We start from the raw sequence: 22,480 nt of genomic DNA on the forward strand, positions 1-22,480 counted from the left end.
TATGGAATTCACGACTCAACACTTTATCGCGCTCGCGCCGTTGTTGATCACCACCGCCACGATCATCGTGGTGATGCTGGCCATCGCGTGGCGTCGCAACCACTCGCAGACCTTCCTGATTTCCGTGGCGGGTTTGAACCTGGCATTGCTGTCGATCCTGCCAGCCTTGAAAGTCGCGCCCCTGGCCGTGACCCCGTTGCTGCAAATCGATAGCTTCGCTTGTCTTTATATGGCGCTGATCCTGGTCGCCACCCTCGCGTGTGTCACCCTCGCCCACGCCTACCTCGGCGATGGCGGTTCGGGTTACCCGGGCAACCGTGAAGAACTTTACCTGCTGATCCTGATGTCGGCCCTTGGCGGTCTGGTATTGGTCAGCGCGCAACACCTGGCCGGGTTGTTCATCGGTCTGGAACTGTTGTCGGTGCCGGTCTACGGTCTGGTGGCGTATGCCTTCTTCAACAAGCGTTCGCTGGAAGCCGGCATCAAGTACATGGTGCTGTCGGCCGCCGGTTCTGCGTTCCTGTTGTTCGGCATGGCGCTGTTGTATGCCGACTCCGGCAGCCTGAGCTTCGTCGGTATCGGTCAAGCCCTCGCGGCCACCGGCCTGCCAAGCTCGCTGGCGCAAATGGGCCTGGGCATGATGTTGATCGGTCTGGCGTTCAAGCTGTCGCTGGTACCGTTCCACCTCTGGACCCCGGACGTTTACGAAGGTGCTCCGGCGCCGGTTGCAGCGTTCCTCGCGACCGCTTCCAAAGTGGCGGTGTTTGCGGTGATGGTGCGGTTGTTCCAGATCTCGCCAGCGGCAAGCAGCGGTGTCCTCAGCGACGTACTGACCGTCATCGCCATCGCGTCGATCCTGTTCGGTAACCTGCTGGCACTGACCCAAAGCAACCTCAAGCGTCTGCTCGGCTACTCGTCCATCGCCCACTTCGGTTACCTGCTGATCGCCTTGGTGGCGAGCAAAGGCCTGGCCGTGGAAGCCATCGGCGTGTACCTGGTCACCTACGTGATCACCAGCCTCGGCGCATTCGGCGTGATCACGCTGATGTCCTCGCCGTACAACGGCCGTGACGCCGACGCTCTGTACGAATACCGCGGCCTGTTCTGGCGCCGTCCGTACCTGACCGCCGTGCTGACCGTGATGATGCTGTCGCTGGCCGGTATCCCGCTGACCGCTGGCTTCATCGGCAAGTTCTACATCATCGCCACCGGCGTCGAGTCGCACCAATGGTGGCTGGTCGGTTCGCTGGTGTTGGGCAGCGCCATCGGCGTCTTCTACTACCTGCGCGTGATGGTCACTCTGTACCTGATCGAGCCAAACCTGCGTCGCCACGACGCCCAACTGCACTGGGAACAAAAGGCTGGCGGCGTGATGCTGCTGGCCATCGCCGCCCTGGCGTTCTTCCTCGGCCTGTACCCGCAACCGTTGCTGGTACTGGTGCAGCAGGCAGTGTTGGCGGGTTGATGGTTTAGCAGTAAAAGCAGCAAACAGAAACGGCACCTACGGGTGCCGTTTTTGCGTCTGGGCTAAAAATTCAAGACACCTCGCCCTCCTCCTCGCCCATATGCAGAAATGCCCCGCAGGCAAATCCGCCGCGTCCTACATCCTTTTCGCGATACGCAACTTACCGTAATGACTTGACCGAATTGGCCGGAACAGATGCTTTGACCAATCCGATTCTTGTGATAGAAATATACGCAGGTAACGTACAGAACATGGATGCTCTCTTTATCGAATTACCCGTATTTGCAAAACACCGTAGCGACTACCTGGACGATGACCTGTTCGGGCTGTTTCAACAGGAGCTGCTGAAAAACCCGGAAGCTGGGGATGTTATTGAAGGCACCGGAGGTCTGCGCAAGATTCGTGTTATCGATCAACGACGAAACAAGGGCAAGCGTGGCGGGTTGAGGGTGATTTATTACTGGTGGTCCGGCTTCAACCAATTCTGGCTGTTTACCTTGTATGGCAAAAACGAGCAGGACGATCTGACGTCATCCCAGAAACAACTGCTCAAACAAATGCTGCATCGAGAAATCAACGCGAGAATAAACGATGAAACGTGAGATCTTTTCCGAGCTGGTAGAGGGCTTCGACGCCTTGGCCGATGAGCGCCAAGGCAAAATCACACTGCGCACCCACAAAGTAAAGCTGGCCAAGCTTGCCCCCATCACGGCAGAAGAAGTGGTGGCTGTACGTCAGCAACTGAACCTGTCCCGTCCGGTGTTTGCCATGTACCTGCGCACCAACACCCGCACCCTGGAAAACTGGGAACAGGGCCGAGCCCAGCCAAATGCACAGGCAACTACCCTGATCCGCCTGGTCGAGCGCTTTCCGGAGACGGTCGAGCAATTGGCGGCATTGACCTGATAGCAGCGCGACGGCTTGTGACGTCGTCGCGAGCAGGCTCGCGAAGACGGTAGATCCCGCGCACTCAGCGTTGCGCCTAACTTTAATGCAAGCAGGCAATTCAAGAGAAGAGTTGCCCTCATGAGGCTGTGATCACATCAGACGCAAAACAGAAACGGCACCTACTGGTGCCTTTTTTGAGATTGTGGGATTTATTACCGCCAATCACGCACACCTCCCAATCACCGAAAGCTCCGGCTGGATTTACCGCTTCGTCCTACAGCCAGAAGTACGCCATCCGCTCTATCGTGATCTACGGTTAATAGGCTGCGCAGCACGTGAGGAGAAACTTTGTGAGCAATAACGATATAGGAGCAACCTACGAAAAAATGTATCTGCATGAAGAGGAAATAAAAAACAGTCTTGCGATTAAAACCCAAGTGATTTTTACAGCCATATTCGCCCTCGTTTCGACAACAATTTATCTTGCTCGCTTTTTAGATTTCTCATCCAGACCCGACATTGCTTTAGCTATTTCATTAATGATCACTCTGGTCGTAACAACCGCGATGATTTCAACGTATTTCAACTTCAAAGCTTTTAGTGGGTCAGAATTCAAACGAATGCCGTATGCCGCAAAGGTCAAAGATTATTACGACGAGCAAATCCAATACAATATTGAGCTCGATCGCTATAACGCCAAAGTTACTCAGCATGAAAGAATATCTTTGATTGATCCAACCAAAGAAACTGAAAACTTTATATCGAACACTTACGTTTCGTGCTCGACGCATAACGCGCTGGCCAATGAAAAGCGTTCAAGATGGCTTTTCCAGGCTATTGTGGCTTTCTTGTTAGCCTGCATTCCTCTCGCATTCGCCAGCCTGCTTTTTGTGCTCTTCGACATGGATACATCTTCCCCCAGGAAAAATTTCGCAACTAAAGATGCCTATGTAGGCGGGGAAATCGCCTCATTAAAAAACCATCTATTAAATATTACCAAGAATGGCGATATCGCAGAATTGGAAAGAAGGATCCAAATTATTGAGAGCGGGCTCTCGGAAAGATCAACAATTGATTCAAACCTAATTGAACACGTTAATATCGTAATCAAAAATCTGCGTGAATCGCACTGACTGTTTCATCCTCGAAAATAATGTACGATGAGCCCCATGGTGGCTCCAGCAGGAATAAGAATGAAACCCAACGACGGTCAATCCAAACCAAACAATTCTACCAAGCCCACACCGCCGAAGAGGCCGTCGGCGCCGGTTGTACGGCGAGTCGTGAACGAGAAAGTTATCAATAGCAGGGAAATAGCGTTAGAGATTCGCTGATATCCTCCTTGCGCACTTGCTTTCAGTAGCAGGGCCCAAAAAAAACGGCACCTCCCGGTGCCGTTCGCCTTTCAAAATATAACCCGCTTACTTGCGTGCATCTGCCCACGATTTCAGCAGTTCGGTGTAGCTCACGGTTTCCCCTTTTGGCTTCTCATTGGCCAGTTTAGGTTTCGGTGCTCCCGGCTGGTCGAACCAGTACTGCGCATCGCGTTCCGGGTTCATTTTGGGTCCGCAGACCGGTTGCACTTTGGAGCGTTCGAGGCGCGCCATGATTGCGTCCTGATCCTTGGCCAGGCCGTCGAGCGCCTGTTGCGGGGTTTTCTCGCCGCTGGCGGCTTCGGCGATGTGGCTCCACCACAGTTGCGCCAACCGAGGATAATCCGGCACGTTGGTCCCGGTCGGGGTCCATTGCACGCGGGCCGGGCTGCGGTAGAACTCGACCAGGCCACCGAGTTTTGGTGCGAGGTCGGTCATCGCTTGCGAGTTGATGTCGGATTCGCGGATCGGTGTCAGGCCGACGATGGTTTTCTTCAGCGAGACGGTTTTCGAGGTCACGAACTGCGCGTACAGCCACGCGGCAAGTTTTTGTTTTTCAGGCGTGGACTTGAGGAACGTCCAGGAACCCACGTCCTGATAACCGAGCTTCATGCCCTCTTCCCAATACGGGCCACGCGGCGACGGCGCCATGCGCCACTTCGGCGTGCCATCGGCGTTCATGACCGGCAGGCCAGCCTTGGTCATGTCGGCGGTAAACGCGGTGTACCAGAAGATTTGTTGGGCGATGTTGCCTTGCGATGGCACCGGACCGGACTCGGAGAATGTCATGCCCGCCGCTTCCGGTGGCGCGTAGGCTTTCATCCAATCGACGTATTTTTGCGTAGCGAACACAGCCGCCGGGCCGTTGGTGTCGCCGCCGCGGGTGACGCTGGAACCGACCGGGTGGCAATCCTCGACGCGAATCCCCCACTCGTCCACCGGCAAGCCGTTGGGCAAACCCTTGTCGCCGCCACCGGCCATGGAGAACCAGGCATCGGTGAAGCGCCAGCCCAGCGACGGGTCTTTCTTGCCATAGTCCATGTGCCCGTAGACACGTTTGCCGTCGATTTCCTTGACGTCTTCGCTGAAGAATTTGGCGATGTCTTCATAGGCCGACCAGTTCACCGGGACGCCCAATTCGTAACCGTACTTTTCCTTGAACTTGGCTTTAAGGTCCGCGCGCTCGAACCAGTCGGCGCGGAACCAGTACAGGTTGGCGAACTGCTGGTCGGGCAATTGATAGATCTTGCCGTCCGGCGCAGTAGTGAAGGAAATCCCGATGAAGTCCTTGAGGTCCAGCGTTGGCGAGGTGAAGTCTTTGCCTTCGTTGGCCATCAGATCGGTGATCGATTCAGTCTTGCCGTAGCGAAAATGCGTGCCGATCAGGTCCGAGTCGTTGACCCAGCCGTCATAAATGCTCTTGTCCGATTGCATCTGGGTTTGCAGCTTTTCCACCACGTCGCCTTCTTGCAGCAAGTCGTGGGTCAACTTGATCCCGGTGATTTCGGAAAACGCCTTGGCCAGCACTTTCGACTCATATTCGTGGGTGGTCAGGGTTTCCGAAACCACTTTGATGTTCATCCCGCGAAACGGCTCGGCCGCTTTGATGAACCACTTCAATTCCTCGAGCTGCTGATCGGCCGTGAGGGTGGACGGCTTGAATTCGCTGCCGATCCACTTTTTCGCCGCGTCTTCGTAGGCATCCGCCCAGGCAGATGCGCTCAAACCGCTGAGTGCCAGCATGGCTGCCAATGAAATGCTATGTCGCAGCTTATTGTTTTTGTCGAACATAGAGACCTCCTGTTGAGTTTTTGGGAGCAACTTTGCCGAGCGATTCGACTAGCCCCAACGCATCACAGCCAACAGCCACACCAGGGACAACGCGGACGCGACCCAGATGCTCCAGTCGGTGACGCCGATTACCAGCAAATGCAGGTAGGCGCTGCCGAGAAGACCGATAAACAAGCGATCGCCACGGGTGGTGGCAATCGGCAATAAACCCCGCCGAAGAATGCTCGGCGAACGCAATTCCCACGTCGTCATGCCGACCAGGATCAGGCCGATGACGATGAAAAACGCTGCGGTCGGAACCGTCCAACTCATCCATTCCATCATCAGCTCCTCAGACCCGACCGAGGGCAAAGCCCTTGGCCACATGGTTGCGAACAAACCAGATCACCAGCATGCCCGGGAGGATGGTCAACACACCCGCCGCTGCCAGCACGCCCCAATCGATGCCGGACGCCGAAACCGTGCGGGTCATTACCGCCGCGATCGGCTTAGCGTTGACCGAAGTCAGCGTGCGCGCCAGGAGCAATTCGACCCAGGAAAACATGAAGCAGAAGAATGCCGTGACGCCGATCCCCGAGCCAATCAACGGGATGAAAATCTTCACGAAGAACTTCGGAAAACTATAGCCATCAATGTAGGCCGTTTCGTCGATTTCTTTGGGAACCCCGGACATGAAGCCTTCCAGAATCCACACCGCCAGCGGCACGTTGAACAGGCAATGCGCGAGTGCCACAGCGATGTGCGTGTCGAACAGACCAATCGATGAATAGAGCTGGAAGAACGGCAGCAGAAACACTGCCGGCGGCGCCATGCGGTTGGTCAGCAACCAGAAGAACAGGTGTTTGTCGCCCAAAAAGCGATAACGCGAAAACGCATACGCCGCCGGTAACGCCACGCTCAGCGAGATCACCGTGTTCAGGCTCACGTAATACAGCGAGTTCAGGTAACCGGTGTACCAACTCGGGTCGGTGAAGATCACCTTGTAGTTCGCCAAGGTGAAATCCTGTGGGAAAAGGGTCAAACCGCCGAGGATTTCGGTGTTGCTCTTGAAGGACATGTTCAGCAGCCAGTAGATCGGCACCAGCAGGAACAGGATGTAGATCAGCAATGGGATGAGCTTTCTTTTACTCATGGCAGACCTCAGCGGTTGGCGTCAGAGTGAGTCATGGCGGTATAGAACAGCCAGGACACCAACAGGATGATCAGGAAGTACACCAGCGAGAAAGCCGCCGCCGGGCCGAGGTCGAATTGCCCTACAGCCATTTGCGTCAACGTCTGACTCAAGAAGGTCGTGGCATTGCCCGGACCGCCGCCCGTCAGCACAAACGGCTCGGTGTAAATCATGAAACTGTCCATGAAGCGCAACATCACCGCGATCAGCAGCACGCTCTTGAGTTTGGGCAACTGGATGTGTCGGAACACCGCCCAGGACGATGCGCGATCAATCCGCGCGGCCTGGTAATACACATCGGGAATCGCGCGCAATCCGGAGAAACACAACAGCGCCACCAGCGAGGTCCAGTGCCACACGTCCATCACCAACACCGTGACCCAGGCGTCCATGGTGTTCGAGGCATAGTTGTAGTTGATGCCCATCGCGTTGAGGCTCGAACCGAGCAAGCCGATGTCGGCGCGGCCAAAAATCTGCCAGATCGTGCCAACCACGTTCCACGGAATCAGCAGCGGAATCGCGAGGATGATCAGCACCAGCGACGACCAGCGGCCCTTGGTCGGCATGGTCAGGGCGATGGCGATGCCGAGCGGGATTTCGATCAGCAGCACACACGCCGAATAGATGAACTGGCGCAGCAGCGAGTCGTGCAAACGTGGGTCGAGCAGCACCTGCTTGTACCAGTCGGCCCCGACGAAGTAGCGGCTGGACTGGTCGAAGATGTCCTGCACCGAGTAATTGACCACGGTCATCATCGGGATCACCGCGCTGAACGCCACCAGCAAAAACACCGGCAACACCAGCCACCAGGCCTTGTTGTTCTGCACCTTGTTCATGGCTGCGCTCCGTTATTTGCCTGCACGGGGCTGCCTTGCGCAGGGCTATTGGCCTGCGCGGGCAACAGATAATCGTCGGCGTAGACCATCAGCCATTGCGCCGGAAAACTGATATACGCCGTGCCTTCCGGCACCGGTTTGTCTTCGGCCAAACGTACTTTCAACGGTGCGCCGTCGAGGTTGAGGGTCATGATTTTGTAGGTGCCAAGGTCTTCGACGTGTAAGACGTTTGCCTGCATCGCGTCGTCAAACGGCTCGTCCCAGACATGCACGAACTCGGGGCGGATCCCGACTTTGAGGGTTTGCCATTGCTTGTCGGCGATTTGCTGTTGCATCGCCTCGGACAGCGGCAAGTGCGTCGAGGCAAACCCAACGCCACCCGGCTGCGGCTGCACGTCGATCAGGTTCATCCCCGGGCTGCCGATGAAATAGCCGACAAACGTGTGGCTCGGCCGCTCGAACAACTCGCGCGGTGTGCCGAATTGCACAATCTGGCCGCCATACATCACCGCGATTTTGTCGGCGAACGTCGACGCTTCAAGTTGATCGTGGGTGACGTAGACCATGGTGATGTTGAACTGCTCGTGAATCTGCTTGAGCTTGCGCCGCAGCTTCCACTTCAGGTGCGGGTCGATCACCGTCAGCGGTTCGTCGAAGAGGATCGCCGAGACGTCGTCGCGCACCAGTCCACGGCCCATCGAGACTTTCTGTTTTTCGTCGGCGGTGAGGTTGCGCGCCTTTTTGCTCAGCAGTGCCTGCAGGTCGAGGACCTCGGCAATTTCCTGCACCTTGCTGTGCACTTTCGCTTCGTTCATTCCCTGATTTCGCAGAGGGAAGGCCAGATTGTCGAACACCGTCATGGTGTCGTAGACCACTGGAAACTGGAAAACCTGGGCGATGTTGCGCTTCTCCGGAGTCAGGTCGTTGACCTCTTTGCCGTCAAACAGCACTTGGCCCTGCGATGGGCTGAGCAACCCGGAAATGATGTTGAGCAACGTCGATTTGCCGCAACCCGATGGCCCGAGCAACGCATAGGCACCGCCCTGCTCCCAGATGTGGTTCATCTCGCGGATCGCGTAATCCTCGGGCCCGCTCGGCGTGCGGGTGTAGCTGTGGGCGAGGTGTTGCAAACGAATTTCGGCCATCAGGCAACCCTCGCGATACGGCGACCGGGCGCCTGGACCAGCCGGCCCTGCATATCGAAGACAAACAGTTTGTGGGTCGGGATGTAGATGCGGATCGGCGCATCGACGTCGTATTCGTGCACGCCCGGCAGGTGCAGCACCAACAGGAAATGTTCGTTGCGCACGTGCAGGAAGGTTTCCGAACCGCTGATCTCGGCGACTTCGACGGTGACCGCCAATTCGAGGTCATCGTCGTTGCTCGGCACCAGCGAAATGTGGCTCGGGCGCACGCCAAAACGGAATTCGCCCTCGCCCACCGGGCGCAGATCGACGTTCAGCGGGAAGTGCACAAAATTGGCGAAACTCACTTCGTTGCCAGCGATGCGTCCCGGCATCAAGTTGATCGGCGGCTCGGAAAACAACTCGGCGGCCAATACGGTTTGTGGCTGGTGATAAACCTCGGAGGACTTGCCGCTCTGGATCACCCGGCCTTCGTGAAGAATCGTCGTCGTGCCGCCCAGCGCCAACGCTTCGTTGGGCTCGGTGGTGGCGTAGATCGCGATGGTGTGCCGCGCCTTGAATAGCTCGCGCATTTCCTGGCGCAGCTCTTCGCGCAGCTTGTAGTCGAGGTTGACCAGCGGCTCGTCGAAGAGGATCAGCTCGGCGTCCTTGACCAGCGCCCGCGCCATGGCCGTGCGCTGCTGCTGACCACCAGAAAGCTCCAGCGGATAGCGCTTGAGGAATTTCTCGATGCGCAGCATTTTCGCGGTTTCGAGCACTTTGCTCTGGATCAGTTCGTTGGACGCCCCGCCCTGCCGCAGCGGCGAAGCGATGTTCTCGAACACCGTCATGGTCGGGTAGTTGATGAACTGCTGATAAACCATCGAGACGTTGCGCAAACGCACCGGGCGTTGCGTAACATCCACGCCGTTCATCAGGATGCGACCGCTGTCAGGCTTGTCGAGGCCGGCCATCAGGCGCATGAGGCTGGTCTTGCCGGACAGCGTGCGCCCGAGCAAAACGTTGAATGATCCGGGTTCGAAAACCAGGCACGCATCGTCGATCCAGGTCTGGCCCTCGACGGTACGGCTGACGTGCTCCAGGGTGAGTGACATGGCTCGGCCTTTTTTATTATTTGGAGTCAAGCGACCGAAACGATAGAGCGACATTCGTGCCAGAAAATGCAAGTGCTTGATGCGCTTCGCAAATCCGTGAAATGAGCGAAAAATGGCGTTCGTTGCTGAACAGAAATGAACAATCGCGGCTGAACAATTGAACAGTCGGGCGGTTGACAATGAACAATAGTGAACAACACTCTACGAACGCATTTTGACCCTGTAGGAGCATGGCTTGCCCGCGATGGCGTTATCGAAATCGCCATCGCGGGCAAGCCTCGCTCCCACCGGGTAATGTGGCGCCTCGAACGTTGTGTAACACCCATAAAAACAATAAAAGCTTTGCTCAGAGATCGACTGCCATGGCCGTACCCGCCTCGCCGCTCTCCCACGACGCCATCATTCAGGACTCCTGGTCGCGCTGTCGTGCGTTCGGCCTCGACCATCACAGCGTGCCGACCTTCGATCAGCTACCCGCCGCCGGCATCGCGCAATTGCTCGAGAGCCAGCATTCGCTGGTGCAGACCACGCATCAGGAAGTGCTGCCGTATTACGAAAATATCCTCAGCAACTCCAATTGCCTGATCATGCTCGCCGACAATCAGGGCCAAGTGCTCACGTCCTGGGGCACCCAGCGCTTTATCGAGCCGAGCCTGACCCGCGGTTTCAGCGCCGGCGCCAGTTGGATCGAGCGTTGCAGCGGCACCAATGCGATCGGCACCGCCCTCGCCTGCGAGCAAGCCGTGCACATTGAGCACGACGAACACTTTCTGAAAGCCAACCGTTTCATGACCGGCTCCGCCGCGCCGATTTTCGATGCCGAGCGCAAAGTCATCGCGGTGCTCGACGTGTCCAGCGACAGCTATCTGCCGCCGTCGCACACGTTGGGCATGGTCAAAATGATGAGCCAGACCGTGGAGAATCGGCTGATTCTCAACCTGTTCCATGGCCAGCATTTTCAACTGACCTTCAACACCGGGCTAAACAACCTCGACAGCCAATGGGCCGGTTTGCTGATCTTTGACGAGACCGGGCAAGTGCTCTCGGCCAATCGCCGGGCCGATAATCTGCTGGGCATCAGCCTGTCGCGGGTCAGCGTCGAGAGCCTCTTCAAGGTGTCATTACTGGAATTGCTCAACCAACCGGAGGGCTTGCCGTTTGCGTTGCAAGCGTCCGGGCGCAACCGTTTTCAGTGTTTGTTGAAGCGGCCGAAACAGCTGCCGATTCAAGCGAGAGTGTTCGCTGAACCGACGGTTTCGCCCCCCGCCGCGATCAGCCTGAGCACCCTGCACTTCGGCGACAGCCGCGTCGAAAAAGCCGTGCGCCAGGCCGAGCGTTTGTTGGAGAAAGACATTCCGCTGCTGATCCACGGCGAGACCGGGGTCGGCAAGGAAGTGTTTGTCAAAGCGTTGCACCAGGCCAGCTCGCGCAGCAAACAACCGTTCATTGCCGTCAACTGTGCAGCGATCCCCGCCGAACTGGTGGAATCCGAGCTGTTTGGCTACGAGAAAGGCGCGTTCACCGGTGCCAATCAAAAGGGCAGCATCGGCCTGATCCGCAAGGCTGACAAAGGTACGCTGTTCCTCGATGAAGTCGGCGACATGCCGCTGCCGACGCAGGCCCGACTGTTGAGGGTGTTGCAGGAGCGTTGCGTGCAACCGGTGGGCAGCAGTGAGTTGTTTGCGGTGGATATCCGGATTATTTCGGCGACCAACCGCTCGTTGCGCGAACAGGTGCAGTTGGGGCGTTTCCGCGAGGATTTGTATTACCGGATTGGCGGTTTGACCCTCGAGCTGCCGCCATTGCGCGAGCGCAGTGATAAAGAAGCCTTGTTCAAACGCCTGTGGGAACAGCACCGCGAACCGGCGCAATGGGCCGGGTTGAGCCGCGAGGTAATGGCGTTGTTCAACCGTCATCCGTGGCCGGGGAATTTGCGTCAGGTGAGCAGCGTGATGCAGGTTGCACTGGCGATGGCTGAGGAGCAACCGGTGAAACCCGAGCATTTGCCGGATGATTTTTTTGTCGATCTGGAGATGGAACCGGTAGAGACGCCGGAACCGTTGGCGGTGGATTTGAATGATGCCGAGGATTTGAATCGGCTGTTACAGGCCGCTGGGGGCAATATTTCGCATCTGGCCCGCAGGCTCGGGGTGAGCCGCAACACCCTGTACAAGCGGTTGCGCCAGACGGAGTGACCAGTAAGCCCTATTAGCGGTGTTTGGCTCCAGACCATTCGCGGGCAAGCCTCGCTCCTACAGGGCCGAGTCGTACGCCATATCGCCAACGACACAACATTGTAGGAGCGAGGCTTGCCCGCGAAGGCGTCAGCCCTGTCACCACCGGACTTGGAACCTGCACATAAACAAAAACCCGCACAAGGCGGGTTTTGTTCGTAGCGAGCGCAGCAATCAGTCAGCCAAGCGCCAGGTCGTGCCGCCCTTGCCGTCTTCCAGCACCACGCCCATGGCGGTGAGCTGGTCGCGGATGCGGTCGGATTCGGCCCAGTCCTTGTTGCTGCGAGCCGCCAGACGCGCAGCAATCAGCGCGTCAACTTCAGCTGCATCGACCCGCCCTTCAGCGCCAGCCTGCAAGAAGTCATCGGCTTCAAGCTGCAACACGCCGAGCACGCTGGCCAGTTCCTTCAAACGCGCCGCCAGACCGGCCGCCGCGTTCAGATCGCTCTCGCGCAGACGGTTGATCTCGCGGACCATCTCGAACAGCACCGCGCAGGCTTCCGGCGTACCGAAGTCGTCGTTCATCACCTGGGTGAAGCGCTCGACAAACCCTTCGCCGCCCGCCGGAGCTACGCTCGGCAGGCCTTTCAACGCATGGTAGAAACGCTCGAGTGCGCCTTTGGCGTCCTTGAGGTTGTCTTCCGAATAGTTGATCGCGCTGCGGTAATGGCTCGACACCAGCAAGTAACGCACGACTTCCGGGTGATACTTTTCCAGCACGTCGCGAATGGTGAAGAAGTTGTTCAACGACTTCGACATCTTCTCGCCGTTGATGCGAATCATCCCGCAATGCATCCACGCGTTGGCGTAGGTCTTGCCGGTGGCCGCTTCGCTCTGGGCGATTTCGTTTTCGTGGTGCGGGAACTCAAGGTCGCTGCCGCCGCCATGAATATCGAAAGTCTCGCCGAGGCAGCAGGTCGACATCACCGAGCACTCGATGTGCCAGCCCGGACGCCCGTCGCCCCACGGCGAAGGCCAGCTCGGCTCGCCCGGTTTGGTGGCTTTCCACAGCACGAAGTCCAGCGGGTCCTGTTTCGACTCGTCGACTTCGATCCGCGCGCCGATGCGCAGGTCTTCGATCTTCTTGCGCGACAGCTTGCCGTAGCCCATGAACTTGGCGACGCGGTAATACACGTCGCCATTGTTCGCGGCATAGGCGTAACCCTTGTCGATCAAGGTCTGGATCATGCTGAGCATGCCCGGAATATGATCGGTGGCACGCGGCTCCATGTCCGGCTTCTTGATGTTCAGGCGCGCTTCGTCTTCGTGCATCGCAGTGATCATGCGCTCGGTCAGCACGTCGAACGGTTCGCCGTTCTCCTTGGCCCGATTGATGATCTTGTCTTCGATGTCGGTGATGTTGCGCACATACGTCAGGTTGTAACCGCTGAAGCGCAACCAGCGGGTTACCAGGTCGAAAGCGACCATGCTGCGGCCGTGGCCAATGTGGCAGTAGTCGTAAACGGTCATCCCGCAGACGTACATGCGCACATTGTTGCCATCCAGCGGTTTGAAAACTTCTTTGCTCTTGGTGAGCGTGTTGTAGATCGTCAGCACTTTAGTGGTTTCCTTGAATCACTGGCCCCACGAATCACGCAAGGTCACGGTACGGTTGAAGACCGGAGCGCCCGGTTTCGAGTCCTTGATATCCGCGCAGAAGTAACCTTCGCGCTCGAACTGGAAACGGTCTTCCGGCTGTGCATTGGCCAACGAAGGCTCGGCACGACAACCAGTGAGAACTTGCAGTGATTGAGGGTTGATGTTGTCGAGGAAACTGGCGCTGTCCTCAGCCTTTTCAGGGTTCGGCGAGCGGAACAGGCGATCGTACAGACGCACTTCACACTCAATGCTGGCCGCTGCTGGCACCCAGTGCACAACGCCTTTGACCTTGCGGCCCTCAGGGTTTTTGCCAAGTGTTTCCGGATCGTAGGAGCAACGCAGCTCGACGATGTTGCCGTCGGCGTCCTTGATCGCTTCGTCGGCACGGATCACGTAGCTGCCGCGCAGACGCACTTCGCCATTCGGCTCCAGGCGCTTGTAGCCTTTTGGCGGCTCTTCCATGAAGTCATCATGATCGATGTAGATTTCACGGGCGAACGGCAGCTGGCGCACGCCGAGTTCTTCTTTCTGCGGATGACGCGGCAGTTCGAGGTTCTCGACCTGGTCTTCCGGGTAGTTGGTGATTACGACTTTCAGCGGACGCAGCACACACATGGCGCGCGGAGCGTTCTGGTCAAGGTCCTGACGGATGCTGAATTCGAGCATGCCGAAATCGACCACGCCGTCGGAACGGTTGGTGCCGACCATGTCGCAGAAATTGCGAATCGACGCAGGCGTGTAGCCACGGCGGCGGAAACCCGACAGCGTCGACATGCGCGGATCGTCCCAGCCGAACACGTGCTTTTCATCGACCAGTTGCTTGAGCTTGCGCTTGCTGGTGATCGTGTAGTTCAGGTTGAGGCGGCTGAATTCGTACTGGCGCGGGTGCGCCGGCACTGGCAGCGCGTCGAGGAACCATTCGTACAGCGGGCGATGGCTTTCGAATTCCAGGGTGCAGATCGAATGCGTGATGCCTTCGATGGCGTCCGACTGACCGTGGGTGAAGTCATAGTTCGGGTAGATGCACCACTTGTCACCGGTCTGGTGGTGATGGGCGTGGCGGATGCGGTACATGATCGGGTCGCGCAGGTTCATGTTCGGCGAGGCCATGTCGATCTTGGCCCGCAGCACGCGTGCGCCGTCCTGGAATTCGCCGGCCTTCATGCGGGCGAACCAGTCGAGGTTTTCTTCCACGGAGCGGTCACGGAACGGGCTGTTCTTGCCCGGCTCGGTCAGCGTGCCGCGGTATTCCTTGGCTTGCTCCGGGCTCAGGTCATCGACGTAAGCCTTGCCGGCCTTAATCAGCTCGACGGCCCAGTCGTGCAACTGGTCGAAATACTGCGAGGCGTAGCGCACTTCACCGGACCATTCGAAGCCCAGCCATTTGATGTCGCTTTCGATCGCGTCGATGTATTCCTGGTCTTCCTTGGCCGGGTTGGTGTCGTCGAAACGCAGGTGCGTGACGCCGCCAAATTCCTGGGCCAGGCCGAAGTTCACGCAAATCGACTTGGCGTGACCGATGTGCAGGTAGCCGTTGGGCTCAGGCGGGAAACGGGTGACGATCTGCGTGTGCTTACCCGAGTCCAGGTCCGCCTGGATGATCGGGCGCAGGAAATTGACCGGCACGGCAGGGCCAGTCTTGGAATTCGAGGTAGGGTCGACAGTGGGCTTGCTCATAGGATCCTTGAACGTACGAGTGCGCGGCCGGAACTAAAGGCCTGACAAAACAAAGCCGCTATCATAGCCGATGCTGTCAAGCCGCTGACAGAGCAGGCCTTAAATCAGCTGCGTTTAATCGACCTGTTTTGAAAAACTGCCTCGAAATTAACGCCTGTCGCGCTAAACTGCGCACCTTGGTCGAAACTGACCAGAGCGGTTGCCGGCGAACGCGCGGCAAACCACGAATTCCTTTCAAACGCTTCTTTTATAAAGAGTCCCGATCATGACCCAAGTCAAACTGACCACCAACCATGGCGACATCGTCCTGGAACTGAACGCTGAAAAGGCTCCGCTGACCGTTGCCAACTTCATCGAATACGTCAAAGCCGGGCACTACGAAAACACCGTTTTCCACCGCGTCATCGGTAACTTCATGATCCAGGGCGGCGGTTTCGAGCCAGGCATGAAAGAAAAGAAAGACAAGCGCCCAAGCATCCAGAACGAAGCCGACAACGGTCTGCCGAACGAGAAGTACACCGTCGCCATGGCCCGTACCATGGAGCCGCATTCGGCCTCCGCGCAGTTCTTCATCAACGTTGCTGACAACAGCTTCCTCAACCACAGCGCCAAGACCACTCAGGGCTGGGGCTATGCGGTATTCGCCAAAGTGGTTTCCGGTACTGAAGTTGTCGACAAGATCAAAGGTGTTTCCACCACCATGAAATCCGGCCACCAGGACGTGCCAGCAGAAGACGTGATCATCGAGAAAGCCGAGATCATCGAAGCGTGATACTGCTGATTTCAGATTTACATCTGGAAGAGGAGCGCCCGGACATAACCCGGGCGTTTCTGGATTTGCTCGCCGGACGCGCCCGCTCGGCGAGTGCACTGTACATTCTCGGCGACTTTTTCGAGGCATGGATTGGCGACGACGCCATGACGCCTTTCCAGCGCTCCATCGGCCAGGCCCTGCGCGATCTCAGCGACAGCGGCACGGCAATTTTTCTGATGCACGGTAATCGCGACTTCCTGCTCGGCAAGGCCTTCTGCAAACAGGCCGGCTGCACGTTGTTGAGAGACCCGAGCGTCGTGCAACTCGCAGGCGAGCCGGTGCTATTGATGCACGGCGACAGCCTGTGCACTCGCGATGTTGGCTATATGAAGCTGCGTCGTTATCTGCGCAATCCGATCACTCTGTTTATCCTGCGGCACCTGCCCCTGAGCACCCGGCACAAACTGGCGCGCAAACTGCGCAGCGAAAGCCGTGCGCAGACGCGGATGAAGGCCAACGACATTGTTGATGTCACGCCCGAGGAAGTGCCGCGGATCATGCAGGAATTCGGCGTGAAAACGCTGATCCACGGGCACACCCACCGCCCGGCGATCCACAAGTTGCAGATCGGCGAACAAGCGGCCAGGCGCATTGTGCTGGGGGATTGGGATCGCCAGGGCTGGGCGCTGCAGGTGGATGAGAACGGATTTGCCTTGGCACCGTTCGACTTCGGGACACCGCCGCAGCTTGCATTGCCTGACGGCTAAGAGCCACCCCTCACCCCAGCCCTCTCCCCAAAGGGGAGAGGGGGAAAGGGAGCCGATCTTCATCGTTTTCCAGAACTGAGTTCGGCTCAGACTTTCAGGTCGGGACACCGCCGCAGCTTGCATTGCCTAACGGCTAAGAGCCACCCCTCACCCCAGCCCTCTCCCCAAAGGGGAGAGGGGGAAAGGGAGCCGTTCTCCATCGTTTTCCAGACTTGAGTTCGACTCAGACTTTCAGGTTGGGACACCGCGCAGCTTGCATTGCCTAACGGCTAAGAGCCACCCCTCACCCCAGCCCTCTCCCCAATGGGTAGAAGGGGGGAAAGGGAGCCGATCTTCATCGTTTTCCAGACCTGAGTTCGACTCGAACTTTCAGGTTGGGACACCGCGCAGCTTGCATTGCCTAACGGCTAAGGGCCACCGCTCACCCCAGCCCTCTCCCCAAAGGGGAGAGGGAGCCGATCTCCATCGTTTTCCAGACCTGAGTTCGGCTCGAACTTTCAGGTCGATGTAGCTCCAAAGAACGCCTCGATCAGTCCCCTCGCCCCTCTGGGGAGAGGGTTAGGGAGAGGGGTCGATCTCAAGCCGTGCACTCAATGCCCAGACGCCGCTGGCCCGGCCTTCGCCGCAAACGGTGGTTTCGCCAGCCATACAATCAGGATCAAACCGACAAAACCCCAGCCCAGCAGCGTGAAGTAATCCACGGTGGAGAGCATGTACGCCTGGCTTGTCAGCACCTGATCGAGTTGCGCATAGGCTGGCGTACTCGCCCCGCCCAGCGCGTGCAAGGCATCGCGCGTGGCCGGTTCATAGGTGGTGATGCTTTCACTCAGATACGCATGATGCTGATCGGCCCGGCGAATCCAGATCCACGTCGTCAGCGACGCCGCGAAACTGCCGCCCAAGGTCCGCAGGAACGTCGCCAGGCCCGCGCCATCGGCGATCTGGCTCGGCGGCAAGTCCGACATCAAGATGCTCAGCGTCGGCATAAAGAACAGCGCCACGCCAATCCCCATGAACAACTGCACCAACGCGATGTGCTGGAAGTCCACTTCATTGGTGAACCCGGCGCGCATGAAGCAGCTCAGGCCAATGCACAGGAACGCGCCACCGGCGAGCAAACGCAGATCGAACTTGTGCGCGTATTTGCCGACGAAGGGCGACATCAACACCGGCAGAATCCCGATCGGCGCCACCGCCAGACCGGCCCAGGTCGCGGTATAGCCCATCTGCGTCTGCAGCCATTGCGGCAGAATCAGGTTGATACCAAAGAACCCGGCATAACCCAGCACCAGCACGATGGTGCCGATGCGGAAGTTGCGATACGCGAACAACCGCAAATTAACCACCGGATGCGCATCGGTCATCTCCCAGATCACAAACACCGCCAGCGCCACCACGGAAATCGCCGCGCCGATGATGATGAAATTCGACTCGAACCAATCGAGATCATTGCCCTTGTCGAGGATCACCTGCAACGCCCCGACGCCGATGATCAGCGTGATCAAACCGACGTAATCCATCGGCTGGCGACTGGTAACCACCGGGCGCTCCTTGAGCTGCTGGCGCACCACCATCACCGCGAAAATCCCGATCGGCACGTTGATAAAGAAGATCCACGGCCAACTGTAGCTGTCGGTAATCCAGCCGCCGAGGATCGGCCCGGCAATGGGTGCGACCACCGTGACCATCGCCAGCAGTGCCAGGGCCATCCCCCGTTTGGCTGGCGGATACACCGCGATCAGCAGCGTCTGGGTCATCGGGTACAACGGCCCCGCCACCAGACCTTGCAGCACACGGAAACCGATCAATTCCGGCATCGAGGTCGAGATGCCGCAGAGAAATGAAGCCAGCACGAACAGAATCGTTGCCCAGAGAAACAGCTTCACTTCGCCGAAACGCCGGCTCAGCCACCCGGTCAGCGGCAGCGCGATCGCGTTACTGACGGCGAACGAAGTGATCACCCAGGTGCCCTGCTCCGAACTCACGCCGAGGTTGCCGGAAATCGTCGGCAACGCGACGTTGGCGATGGTCGTGTCGAGCACTTGCATGAAAGTCGCCAGCGACAGCCCGATGGTACTGAGCAGCAGGCTGGGCGGGGTGAAAGACGCGTTATTGCTCATCGCGAATCCTTTGAAACGGGGTGTGCGCGGTGTCTGTTAAAGACACCGCTGCCCTTGCAGGAGCAAAGCTTGCTCGCGAAGACGGACTGACATTCAGCAACAGACCTTCAAAACCTCTGCTGACTGATCCACCGCCATCGCGAGCGAGCTTTGCTCCCACCGGGTTGGTGTGGTTACGAATCAGCGCTTGGCGGTCTTGCTGGCCGCCGCACTGTTGTCGTGGATCAACTGCGTGATCATCGCGTCCGCCTCGGCCAATTGACGGTCGTAGACGTTAGTGCTGAACGAAGCCTTTTGCGGCGGCTGTTGCGCCAACACCGGGCCGCTCTGGTCGTGCAGGTTGACCTCAACCTGAGTCGACAGGCCCACGCGCAACGGGTGTTTGGCCAGTTCTTCGGCGTTGATGTGAATCCGCACCGGCACCCGCTGGACGATTTTGATCCAGTTACCGGTGGCGTTCTGCGCCGGCAACAGGGCAAACGCGCTGCCGGTCCCGGCGCCGAGGCTGTCGATGGTGCCGCTGTACTTCACGTCGCTGCCGTACAGGTCAGCCTCGATGTCCACCGGTTGGCCGATGCGCATGTCGCGCAGTTGGGTTTCCTTGAAGTTGGCGTCGATCCACAACTGATCCAGCGGAATCACCGCCATCAACGCCGTGCCCGGCTGAACCCGCTGACCGAGTTGCACCGAACGCTTGGCGACATAACCGGTGACCGGCGCAATCAAGGTGCTGCGGGAATTGTTCAGGTAGGCCTGACGCAATTGCGCGGCGGCCGACATCACGTCCGGGTGCGACGAAACCACCGTGTCATCGACCAGCGCGCTGGTGGTTTTCAGTTGTTGCTGGGCGTTGGCCAAGGCGTTTTGCGCCGAGGTCAGGTCGTCGCGAGCGTGGGACAGTTCTTCCTGGGAAATCGCCCCGCCGGCGGCGAGATTCTTCCGACGGCTGAAGTTGTCCTGAGCCTTTTGCACGTTCGCCTGTTGTGCGTTGACCTGGGCTTTCATGCCATCGACGTTGCTGTACAAGCCGCGCACTTGGCGCACGGTGCGGGCCAGATTGGCCTGGGCACTTTGCAAACTGACTTGCGCGTCGTTCGGGTCGAAGTTGACCAGCACCTGGCCTTCGTGGACCAGATCGCCATCGTCGGCGCCGATGCTGACCACGGTGCCGGTGACCAGCGGGGTGATTTCCACCACGTTGCCGTTCACGTAGGCGTCGTCGGTGCTTTCATTCCAGCGACCGTAGAGTTCGTGATAAGCCCAGACGCCGAGGCCGGCGAGGATTACCAGAACCGCCAGCACGGTCAGCATGATTTTGCGTTTGCGCGGGTTGCTGGTGTCTTGCGCGTTGTCGGGAGCTTTGGTTGTTTCGGCAGTGGCCATGACAAATACCTTGAATTAGTTGTTCAGCTTGGCTGGAGCTGGGTTGGCCGAGGCGAAGGTTTCAGTCTGGAAACCACCGCCCAGCGCCTGCATCAGTTGGATCGACAGGTCGATCTGCTCGGCATTCAGGCTGGCCAACTGACGCTGGGCCTGGAGCAATTGCTGTTCGATGCTGAGCACGTCGAGGTAATTGCCGATGCCGGATCCGTAGCGCTCGACCACGGTGTTGTAAGAATTCTGAGCAATCTCGGTGGCGTGTTGCTGGGCGCCGATCTGCCGGCCGATATCGCGCAACTGGTTGATCGTGTCGCTGACATCACCGAGGGCCTTGACCAGGTTCTTGTTGTACTGCGCGACCGCGAGGTCATAGTCGGCATCGCGCGCATCGAGGTTGGCGCGCAGGCGCCCACCGTCGAAAATCGGCACCGAAAGGGTCGGGGCAATGTTGAAAAAGCGACTGGCCGAACCGAACATCGCGTCGCCCAACAGCGACTCGGCGCCCGCAGCGGCGCTGAGGTTGAGGTTGGGGTAGAACTGGGTTTTGCTCGCGTCCATGTCTTTGCTCGCCGCTTCGACCCGCCAGCGCGCCGCGACCAGATCCGGGCGACGACCGAGCAATTCGGCCGGCAGCACCGACGGCAATGCCACGGCGCTGGCTTGGAGAATCTTCGGCCGGGCGATTTCGTTGCCGCGGTCCGGGCCTTTGCCGAGCAGCACGGCCAAAGCAATTCTGGCGCTGTTCAAACGCTTTTCAGCGTCGATCAGGCTGGCCTGGGAACTGGCTTCGAGGCTTTCGGTTTGCTGGAACTGGTACTGGCTGTCGATCCCCGAACTCAAGCGCCGCTGGCTCAGATCAAGCATTTGCCGGGTGCGTTTGAGGTCTTCGGCGGCGAGGTCATAAACGATGTGCGCCTGCCCCAGATCGCTGTAGGCGCGGGCAACGTCGGCGGCCAGGGTCAGTTGCGCAGCCTGCCGATCGACTTCGGCGGCACGCGCCTCGCCCAATGCGGCTTCCCAGGCGTCACGCTGACCGCCCCAGAGGTCGAAGTTGTAATTGAAACCGGCGCTGACGTTACGCACGGTGGCGTAAGCATCGCCCTGCCCCCGCGGATCCTGGTCCTTGGCCAGACGTGAACGGCTGATGCCGGCGCTGGCGTCGAGCGTCGGCATGCGCGCGGCATCGGCGGCATACGCTGCGGCACTGGCCTGATGGGCACGGGCGGCGGCGATTTGCATGTCGGGGCTGTCGTGCAGGGCTTCGCGGATCAAGCCGTCGAGCTGGGGGTCGCCGAGGCTTTTCCACCAGTCGCTTTTCGGCCAGGCCGCTGGCGACAGGGTCACGCCGGTCAGCGATTGCCCGGCCTTGAGGGTTTTTGCGTCGAGGCTTTGGCCTTCGGTGTCGAGGCCGCTGTAGTTGGCACAACCGGCCAGGACCATCGCCGACAGCACCAGGCTCAGGCCGGTACGCAGGGTTTTACTGCTCATTTGTCACCTACCCGCAGCAGCGTGATGGGATCACCCGCCGCTACCAAAATTTTCTTCAGGATCTGTTCCAGGGCGCTCAACTCTTGCGGGGTGATGGCCCCGGCCAACTCATTCATCGCGTCGGCGCCGATGTCCGGCAGGCGGTCGGCCAACTGCTGGCCTTGCGCGGTCAGCACCAGTTGCACCTGACGGCGATCAGCTTCGGAGCGTTGGCGGGCGAGGAAGTTTTTCTGCTCCAGACGATCAAGCATGCGTGTCATCGAACCACTGTCGAGCGACAGGTGCCGGCACAGCTCGGCCGGCGTATCGACGCCGAACTGGGCCATGATGATCAGCACTTTGAACTGCGCGGCGGTGATGCCGTGCGGTTCCATGTGCGTATCAATGATCCGGTCCTTGAGCAGCGCCGCGCGCCCGAGCAAGAGGCCGAGATGGCAATGCTTGAATTGTTCCGGGGTGAAATGCTTCATCTGTCCACCGATTAGCTGCCTAGGCAGAGAATGTATGTCGAGATGTTACTGCCTAGGCAGCGAATGTCAACGTAATAGTTAGGAAGCTTTGTAATTGGCGGATAAATGGCAACGTGACTGATCGTTCCCACGCTCTGCGTGGGAATGCAGCCAGTAACGCTTTGCGTCACCATTCAAAAGCGGAACGCGGAGCGTCCCAAGAGGCATTCCCACGCAGAGCGTGGGAAC

General features: G+C 58.5%; 19 protein-coding genes. 7 read left to right on the top strand and 12 right to left on the bottom strand.

The annotated features are described in order from the left end of the window. Window position 1: 1 nt before the first annotated feature. The 4 genes from nuoN (at window position 2) to BLU01_RS02000 (ending at window position 3,486) form a co-directional block, all read left to right on the top strand. Window positions 2-1,465 carry an NADH-quinone oxidoreductase subunit NuoN gene (nuoN, locus tag BLU01_RS01985; protein WP_092270106.1) on the top strand — a complete coding sequence of 488 codons (1,464 nt, stop codon included), beginning with the start codon at window positions 2-4 and terminating at the stop codon, window positions 1,463-1,465. Window positions 1,466-1,716: 251 nt separating this feature from the next. Beyond that, complete coding sequence (locus tag BLU01_RS01990) at window positions 1,717-2,067, top strand: type II toxin-antitoxin system RelE/ParE family toxin (RefSeq protein WP_092270108.1); 351 nt, start codon at window positions 1,717-1,719, stop codon at window positions 2,065-2,067. After that, window positions 2,057-2,371: a helix-turn-helix domain-containing protein gene (locus BLU01_RS01995; RefSeq protein WP_092270111.1), complete on the top strand. Its 315-nt coding sequence runs from the start codon at window positions 2,057-2,059 to the stop codon at window positions 2,369-2,371. The genes BLU01_RS01990 and BLU01_RS01995 overlap by 11 nt, the downstream gene beginning before the upstream one ends. Before the next feature lie 332 nt (window positions 2,372-2,703). Continuing rightward, window positions 2,704-3,486, top strand: a complete 783-nt coding sequence (locus BLU01_RS02000) for a hypothetical protein (protein ID WP_092270114.1) — start codon at window positions 2,704-2,706, stop codon at window positions 3,484-3,486. Between the two features lie 288 nt (window positions 3,487-3,774). Here the strand turns inward: BLU01_RS02000 and BLU01_RS02005 are convergent, their stop codons facing one another. Genes BLU01_RS02005 through BLU01_RS02030 form a run of 6 tightly spaced genes read right to left on the bottom strand, consistent with a single transcriptional unit; the run spans window position 3,775 to window position 9,763 of the window. Then, window positions 3,775-5,517, bottom strand: a complete 1,743-nt coding sequence (locus tag BLU01_RS02005) for an ABC transporter substrate-binding protein (RefSeq protein ID WP_092270117.1) — start codon at window positions 5,515-5,517, stop codon at window positions 3,775-3,777. Between the two features lie 48 nt (window positions 5,518-5,565). Beyond that, window positions 5,566-5,838, bottom strand: coding sequence for a DUF2160 domain-containing protein (locus BLU01_RS02010; protein ID WP_027925091.1), 273 nt, complete (start codon window positions 5,836-5,838; stop codon window positions 5,566-5,568). A gap of 10 nt (window positions 5,839-5,848) precedes the next feature. After that, a complete protein-coding gene (locus BLU01_RS02015) occupies window positions 5,849-6,649 on the bottom strand; it encodes a carbohydrate ABC transporter permease (RefSeq protein WP_003232361.1) in 801 nt (266 codons plus the stop codon). Between the two features lie 8 nt (window positions 6,650-6,657). Next, complete coding sequence (locus BLU01_RS02020; RefSeq protein ID WP_092270120.1) at window positions 6,658-7,524, bottom strand: carbohydrate ABC transporter permease; 867 nt, start codon at window positions 7,522-7,524, stop codon at window positions 6,658-6,660. Then, complete coding sequence (locus tag BLU01_RS02025) at window positions 7,521-8,669, bottom strand: ABC transporter ATP-binding protein (protein WP_092270123.1); 1,149 nt, start codon at window positions 8,667-8,669, stop codon at window positions 7,521-7,523. Before BLU01_RS02025 ends, BLU01_RS02020 begins: the two co-directional genes overlap by 4 nt. Further along, window positions 8,669-9,763, bottom strand: coding sequence for an ABC transporter ATP-binding protein (locus BLU01_RS02030; protein ID WP_092270126.1), 1,095 nt, complete (start codon window positions 9,761-9,763; stop codon window positions 8,669-8,671). The genes BLU01_RS02025 and BLU01_RS02030 overlap by 1 nt, the downstream gene beginning before the upstream one ends. A 362-nt stretch (window positions 9,764-10,125) precedes the next feature. On the opposite strand from BLU01_RS02030, the gene BLU01_RS02035 reads away from it, so the two are divergent. Further along, on the top strand, window positions 10,126-11,958 hold the full coding sequence (locus BLU01_RS02035; protein WP_092270129.1) for a sigma-54-dependent Fis family transcriptional regulator: 1,833 nt from the start codon (window positions 10,126-10,128) through the stop codon (window positions 11,956-11,958). Between the two features lie 213 nt (window positions 11,959-12,171). On the opposite strand, the gene cysS is transcribed toward BLU01_RS02035, so the two are convergent. Continuing rightward, window positions 12,172-13,554: a cysteine--tRNA ligase gene (gene cysS / locus BLU01_RS02040; protein WP_092270132.1), complete on the bottom strand. Its 1,383-nt coding sequence runs from the start codon at window positions 13,552-13,554 to the stop codon at window positions 12,172-12,174. A gap of 18 nt (window positions 13,555-13,572) precedes the next feature. Continuing rightward, complete coding sequence (locus BLU01_RS02045; RefSeq protein WP_092270135.1) at window positions 13,573-15,273, bottom strand: glutamine--tRNA ligase/YqeY domain fusion protein; 1,701 nt, start codon at window positions 15,271-15,273, stop codon at window positions 13,573-13,575. A gap of 265 nt (window positions 15,274-15,538) precedes the next feature. Between BLU01_RS02045 and BLU01_RS02050 the strand changes: the two genes are divergently transcribed. Together BLU01_RS02050 and lpxH are read left to right on the top strand one after the other, a co-directional pair. Then, window positions 15,539-16,045 carry a peptidylprolyl isomerase gene (locus BLU01_RS02050; protein ID WP_092270138.1) on the top strand — a complete coding sequence of 169 codons (507 nt, stop codon included), beginning with the start codon at window positions 15,539-15,541 and terminating at the stop codon, window positions 16,043-16,045. Further along, window positions 16,042-16,794, top strand: coding sequence for a UDP-2,3-diacylglucosamine diphosphatase (gene lpxH, locus BLU01_RS02055; RefSeq protein WP_092270141.1), 753 nt, complete (start codon window positions 16,042-16,044; stop codon window positions 16,792-16,794). Before BLU01_RS02050 ends, lpxH begins: the two co-directional genes overlap by 4 nt. Before the next feature lie 590 nt (window positions 16,795-17,384). Here lpxH and BLU01_RS02060 read toward each other — a convergent pair. The 4 genes from BLU01_RS02060 to BLU01_RS02075 all read right to left on the bottom strand — a co-directional run bounded on the left by BLU01_RS02060 (window position 17,385) and on the right by BLU01_RS02075 (window position 22,252). Continuing rightward, window positions 17,385-18,914, bottom strand: a complete 1,530-nt coding sequence (locus BLU01_RS02060; RefSeq protein ID WP_092270145.1) for a DHA2 family efflux MFS transporter permease subunit — start codon at window positions 18,912-18,914, stop codon at window positions 17,385-17,387. Window positions 18,915-19,094: 180 nt separating this feature from the next. Further along, window positions 19,095-20,297 carry an HlyD family secretion protein gene (locus BLU01_RS02065; RefSeq protein ID WP_092270148.1) on the bottom strand — a complete coding sequence of 401 codons (1,203 nt, stop codon included), beginning with the start codon at window positions 20,295-20,297 and terminating at the stop codon, window positions 19,095-19,097. A 15-nt stretch (window positions 20,298-20,312) separates the two neighbouring features. Beyond that, a complete protein-coding gene (locus tag BLU01_RS02070) occupies window positions 20,313-21,782 on the bottom strand; it encodes an efflux transporter outer membrane subunit (RefSeq protein WP_092270151.1) in 1,470 nt (489 codons plus the stop codon). Then, on the bottom strand, window positions 21,779-22,252 hold the full coding sequence (locus BLU01_RS02075) for a MarR family winged helix-turn-helix transcriptional regulator (RefSeq protein WP_092270154.1): 474 nt from the start codon (window positions 22,250-22,252) through the stop codon (window positions 21,779-21,781). Before BLU01_RS02075 ends, BLU01_RS02070 begins: the two co-directional genes overlap by 4 nt. Window positions 22,253-22,480 lie beyond the last annotated feature (228 nt).

Source organism: Pseudomonas prosekii, from assembly GCF_900105155.1.
Lineage (GTDB): Bacteria > Pseudomonadota > Gammaproteobacteria > Pseudomonadales > Pseudomonadaceae > Aquipseudomonas > Aquipseudomonas prosekii.

What these genes read in the sequence shown, in the direction of transcription:
- nuoN (WP_092270106.1), top strand. Translation starts at nt 2, where the DNA reads ATGGAATTCACGACTCAACACTTTATCGCGCTCGCGCCGTTGTTGATC.
- BLU01_RS01990 (WP_092270108.1), top strand. Translation starts at nt 1,717, where the DNA reads ATGGATGCTCTCTTTATCGAATTACCCGTATTTGCAAAACACCGTAGC.
- BLU01_RS01995 (WP_092270111.1), top strand. Translation starts at nt 2,057, where the DNA reads ATGAAACGTGAGATCTTTTCCGAGCTGGTAGAGGGCTTCGACGCCTTG.
- BLU01_RS02005 (WP_092270117.1), bottom strand. Translation starts at nt 5,517, where the DNA reads ATGTTCGACAAAAACAATAAGCTGCGACATAGCATTTCATTGGCAGCC.
- BLU01_RS02010 (WP_027925091.1), bottom strand. Translation starts at nt 5,838, where the DNA reads ATGGAATGGATGAGTTGGACGGTTCCGACCGCAGCGTTTTTCATCGTC.
- BLU01_RS02015 (WP_003232361.1), bottom strand. Translation starts at nt 6,649, where the DNA reads ATGAGTAAAAGAAAGCTCATCCCATTGCTGATCTACATCCTGTTCCTG.
- BLU01_RS02020 (WP_092270120.1), bottom strand. Translation starts at nt 7,524, where the DNA reads ATGAACAAGGTGCAGAACAACAAGGCCTGGTGGCTGGTGTTGCCGGTG.
- BLU01_RS02025 (WP_092270123.1), bottom strand. Translation starts at nt 8,669, where the DNA reads ATGGCCGAAATTCGTTTGCAACACCTCGCCCACAGCTACACCCGCACG.
- BLU01_RS02030 (WP_092270126.1), bottom strand. Translation starts at nt 9,763, where the DNA reads ATGTCACTCACCCTGGAGCACGTCAGCCGTACCGTCGAGGGCCAGACC.
- BLU01_RS02035 (WP_092270129.1), top strand. Translation starts at nt 10,126, where the DNA reads ATGGCCGTACCCGCCTCGCCGCTCTCCCACGACGCCATCATTCAGGAC.
- BLU01_RS02045 (WP_092270135.1), bottom strand. Translation starts at nt 15,273, where the DNA reads ATGAGCAAGCCCACTGTCGACCCTACCTCGAATTCCAAGACTGGCCCT.
- BLU01_RS02050 (WP_092270138.1), top strand. Translation starts at nt 15,539, where the DNA reads ATGACCCAAGTCAAACTGACCACCAACCATGGCGACATCGTCCTGGAA.
- BLU01_RS02060 (WP_092270145.1), bottom strand. Translation starts at nt 18,914, where the DNA reads ATGAGCAATAACGCGTCTTTCACCCCGCCCAGCCTGCTGCTCAGTACC.
- BLU01_RS02065 (WP_092270148.1), bottom strand. Translation starts at nt 20,297, where the DNA reads ATGGCCACTGCCGAAACAACCAAAGCTCCCGACAACGCGCAAGACACC.
- BLU01_RS02070 (WP_092270151.1), bottom strand. Translation starts at nt 21,782, where the DNA reads ATGAGCAGTAAAACCCTGCGTACCGGCCTGAGCCTGGTGCTGTCGGCG.
- BLU01_RS02075 (WP_092270154.1), bottom strand. Translation starts at nt 22,252, where the DNA reads ATGAAGCATTTCACCCCGGAACAATTCAAGCATTGCCATCTCGGCCTC.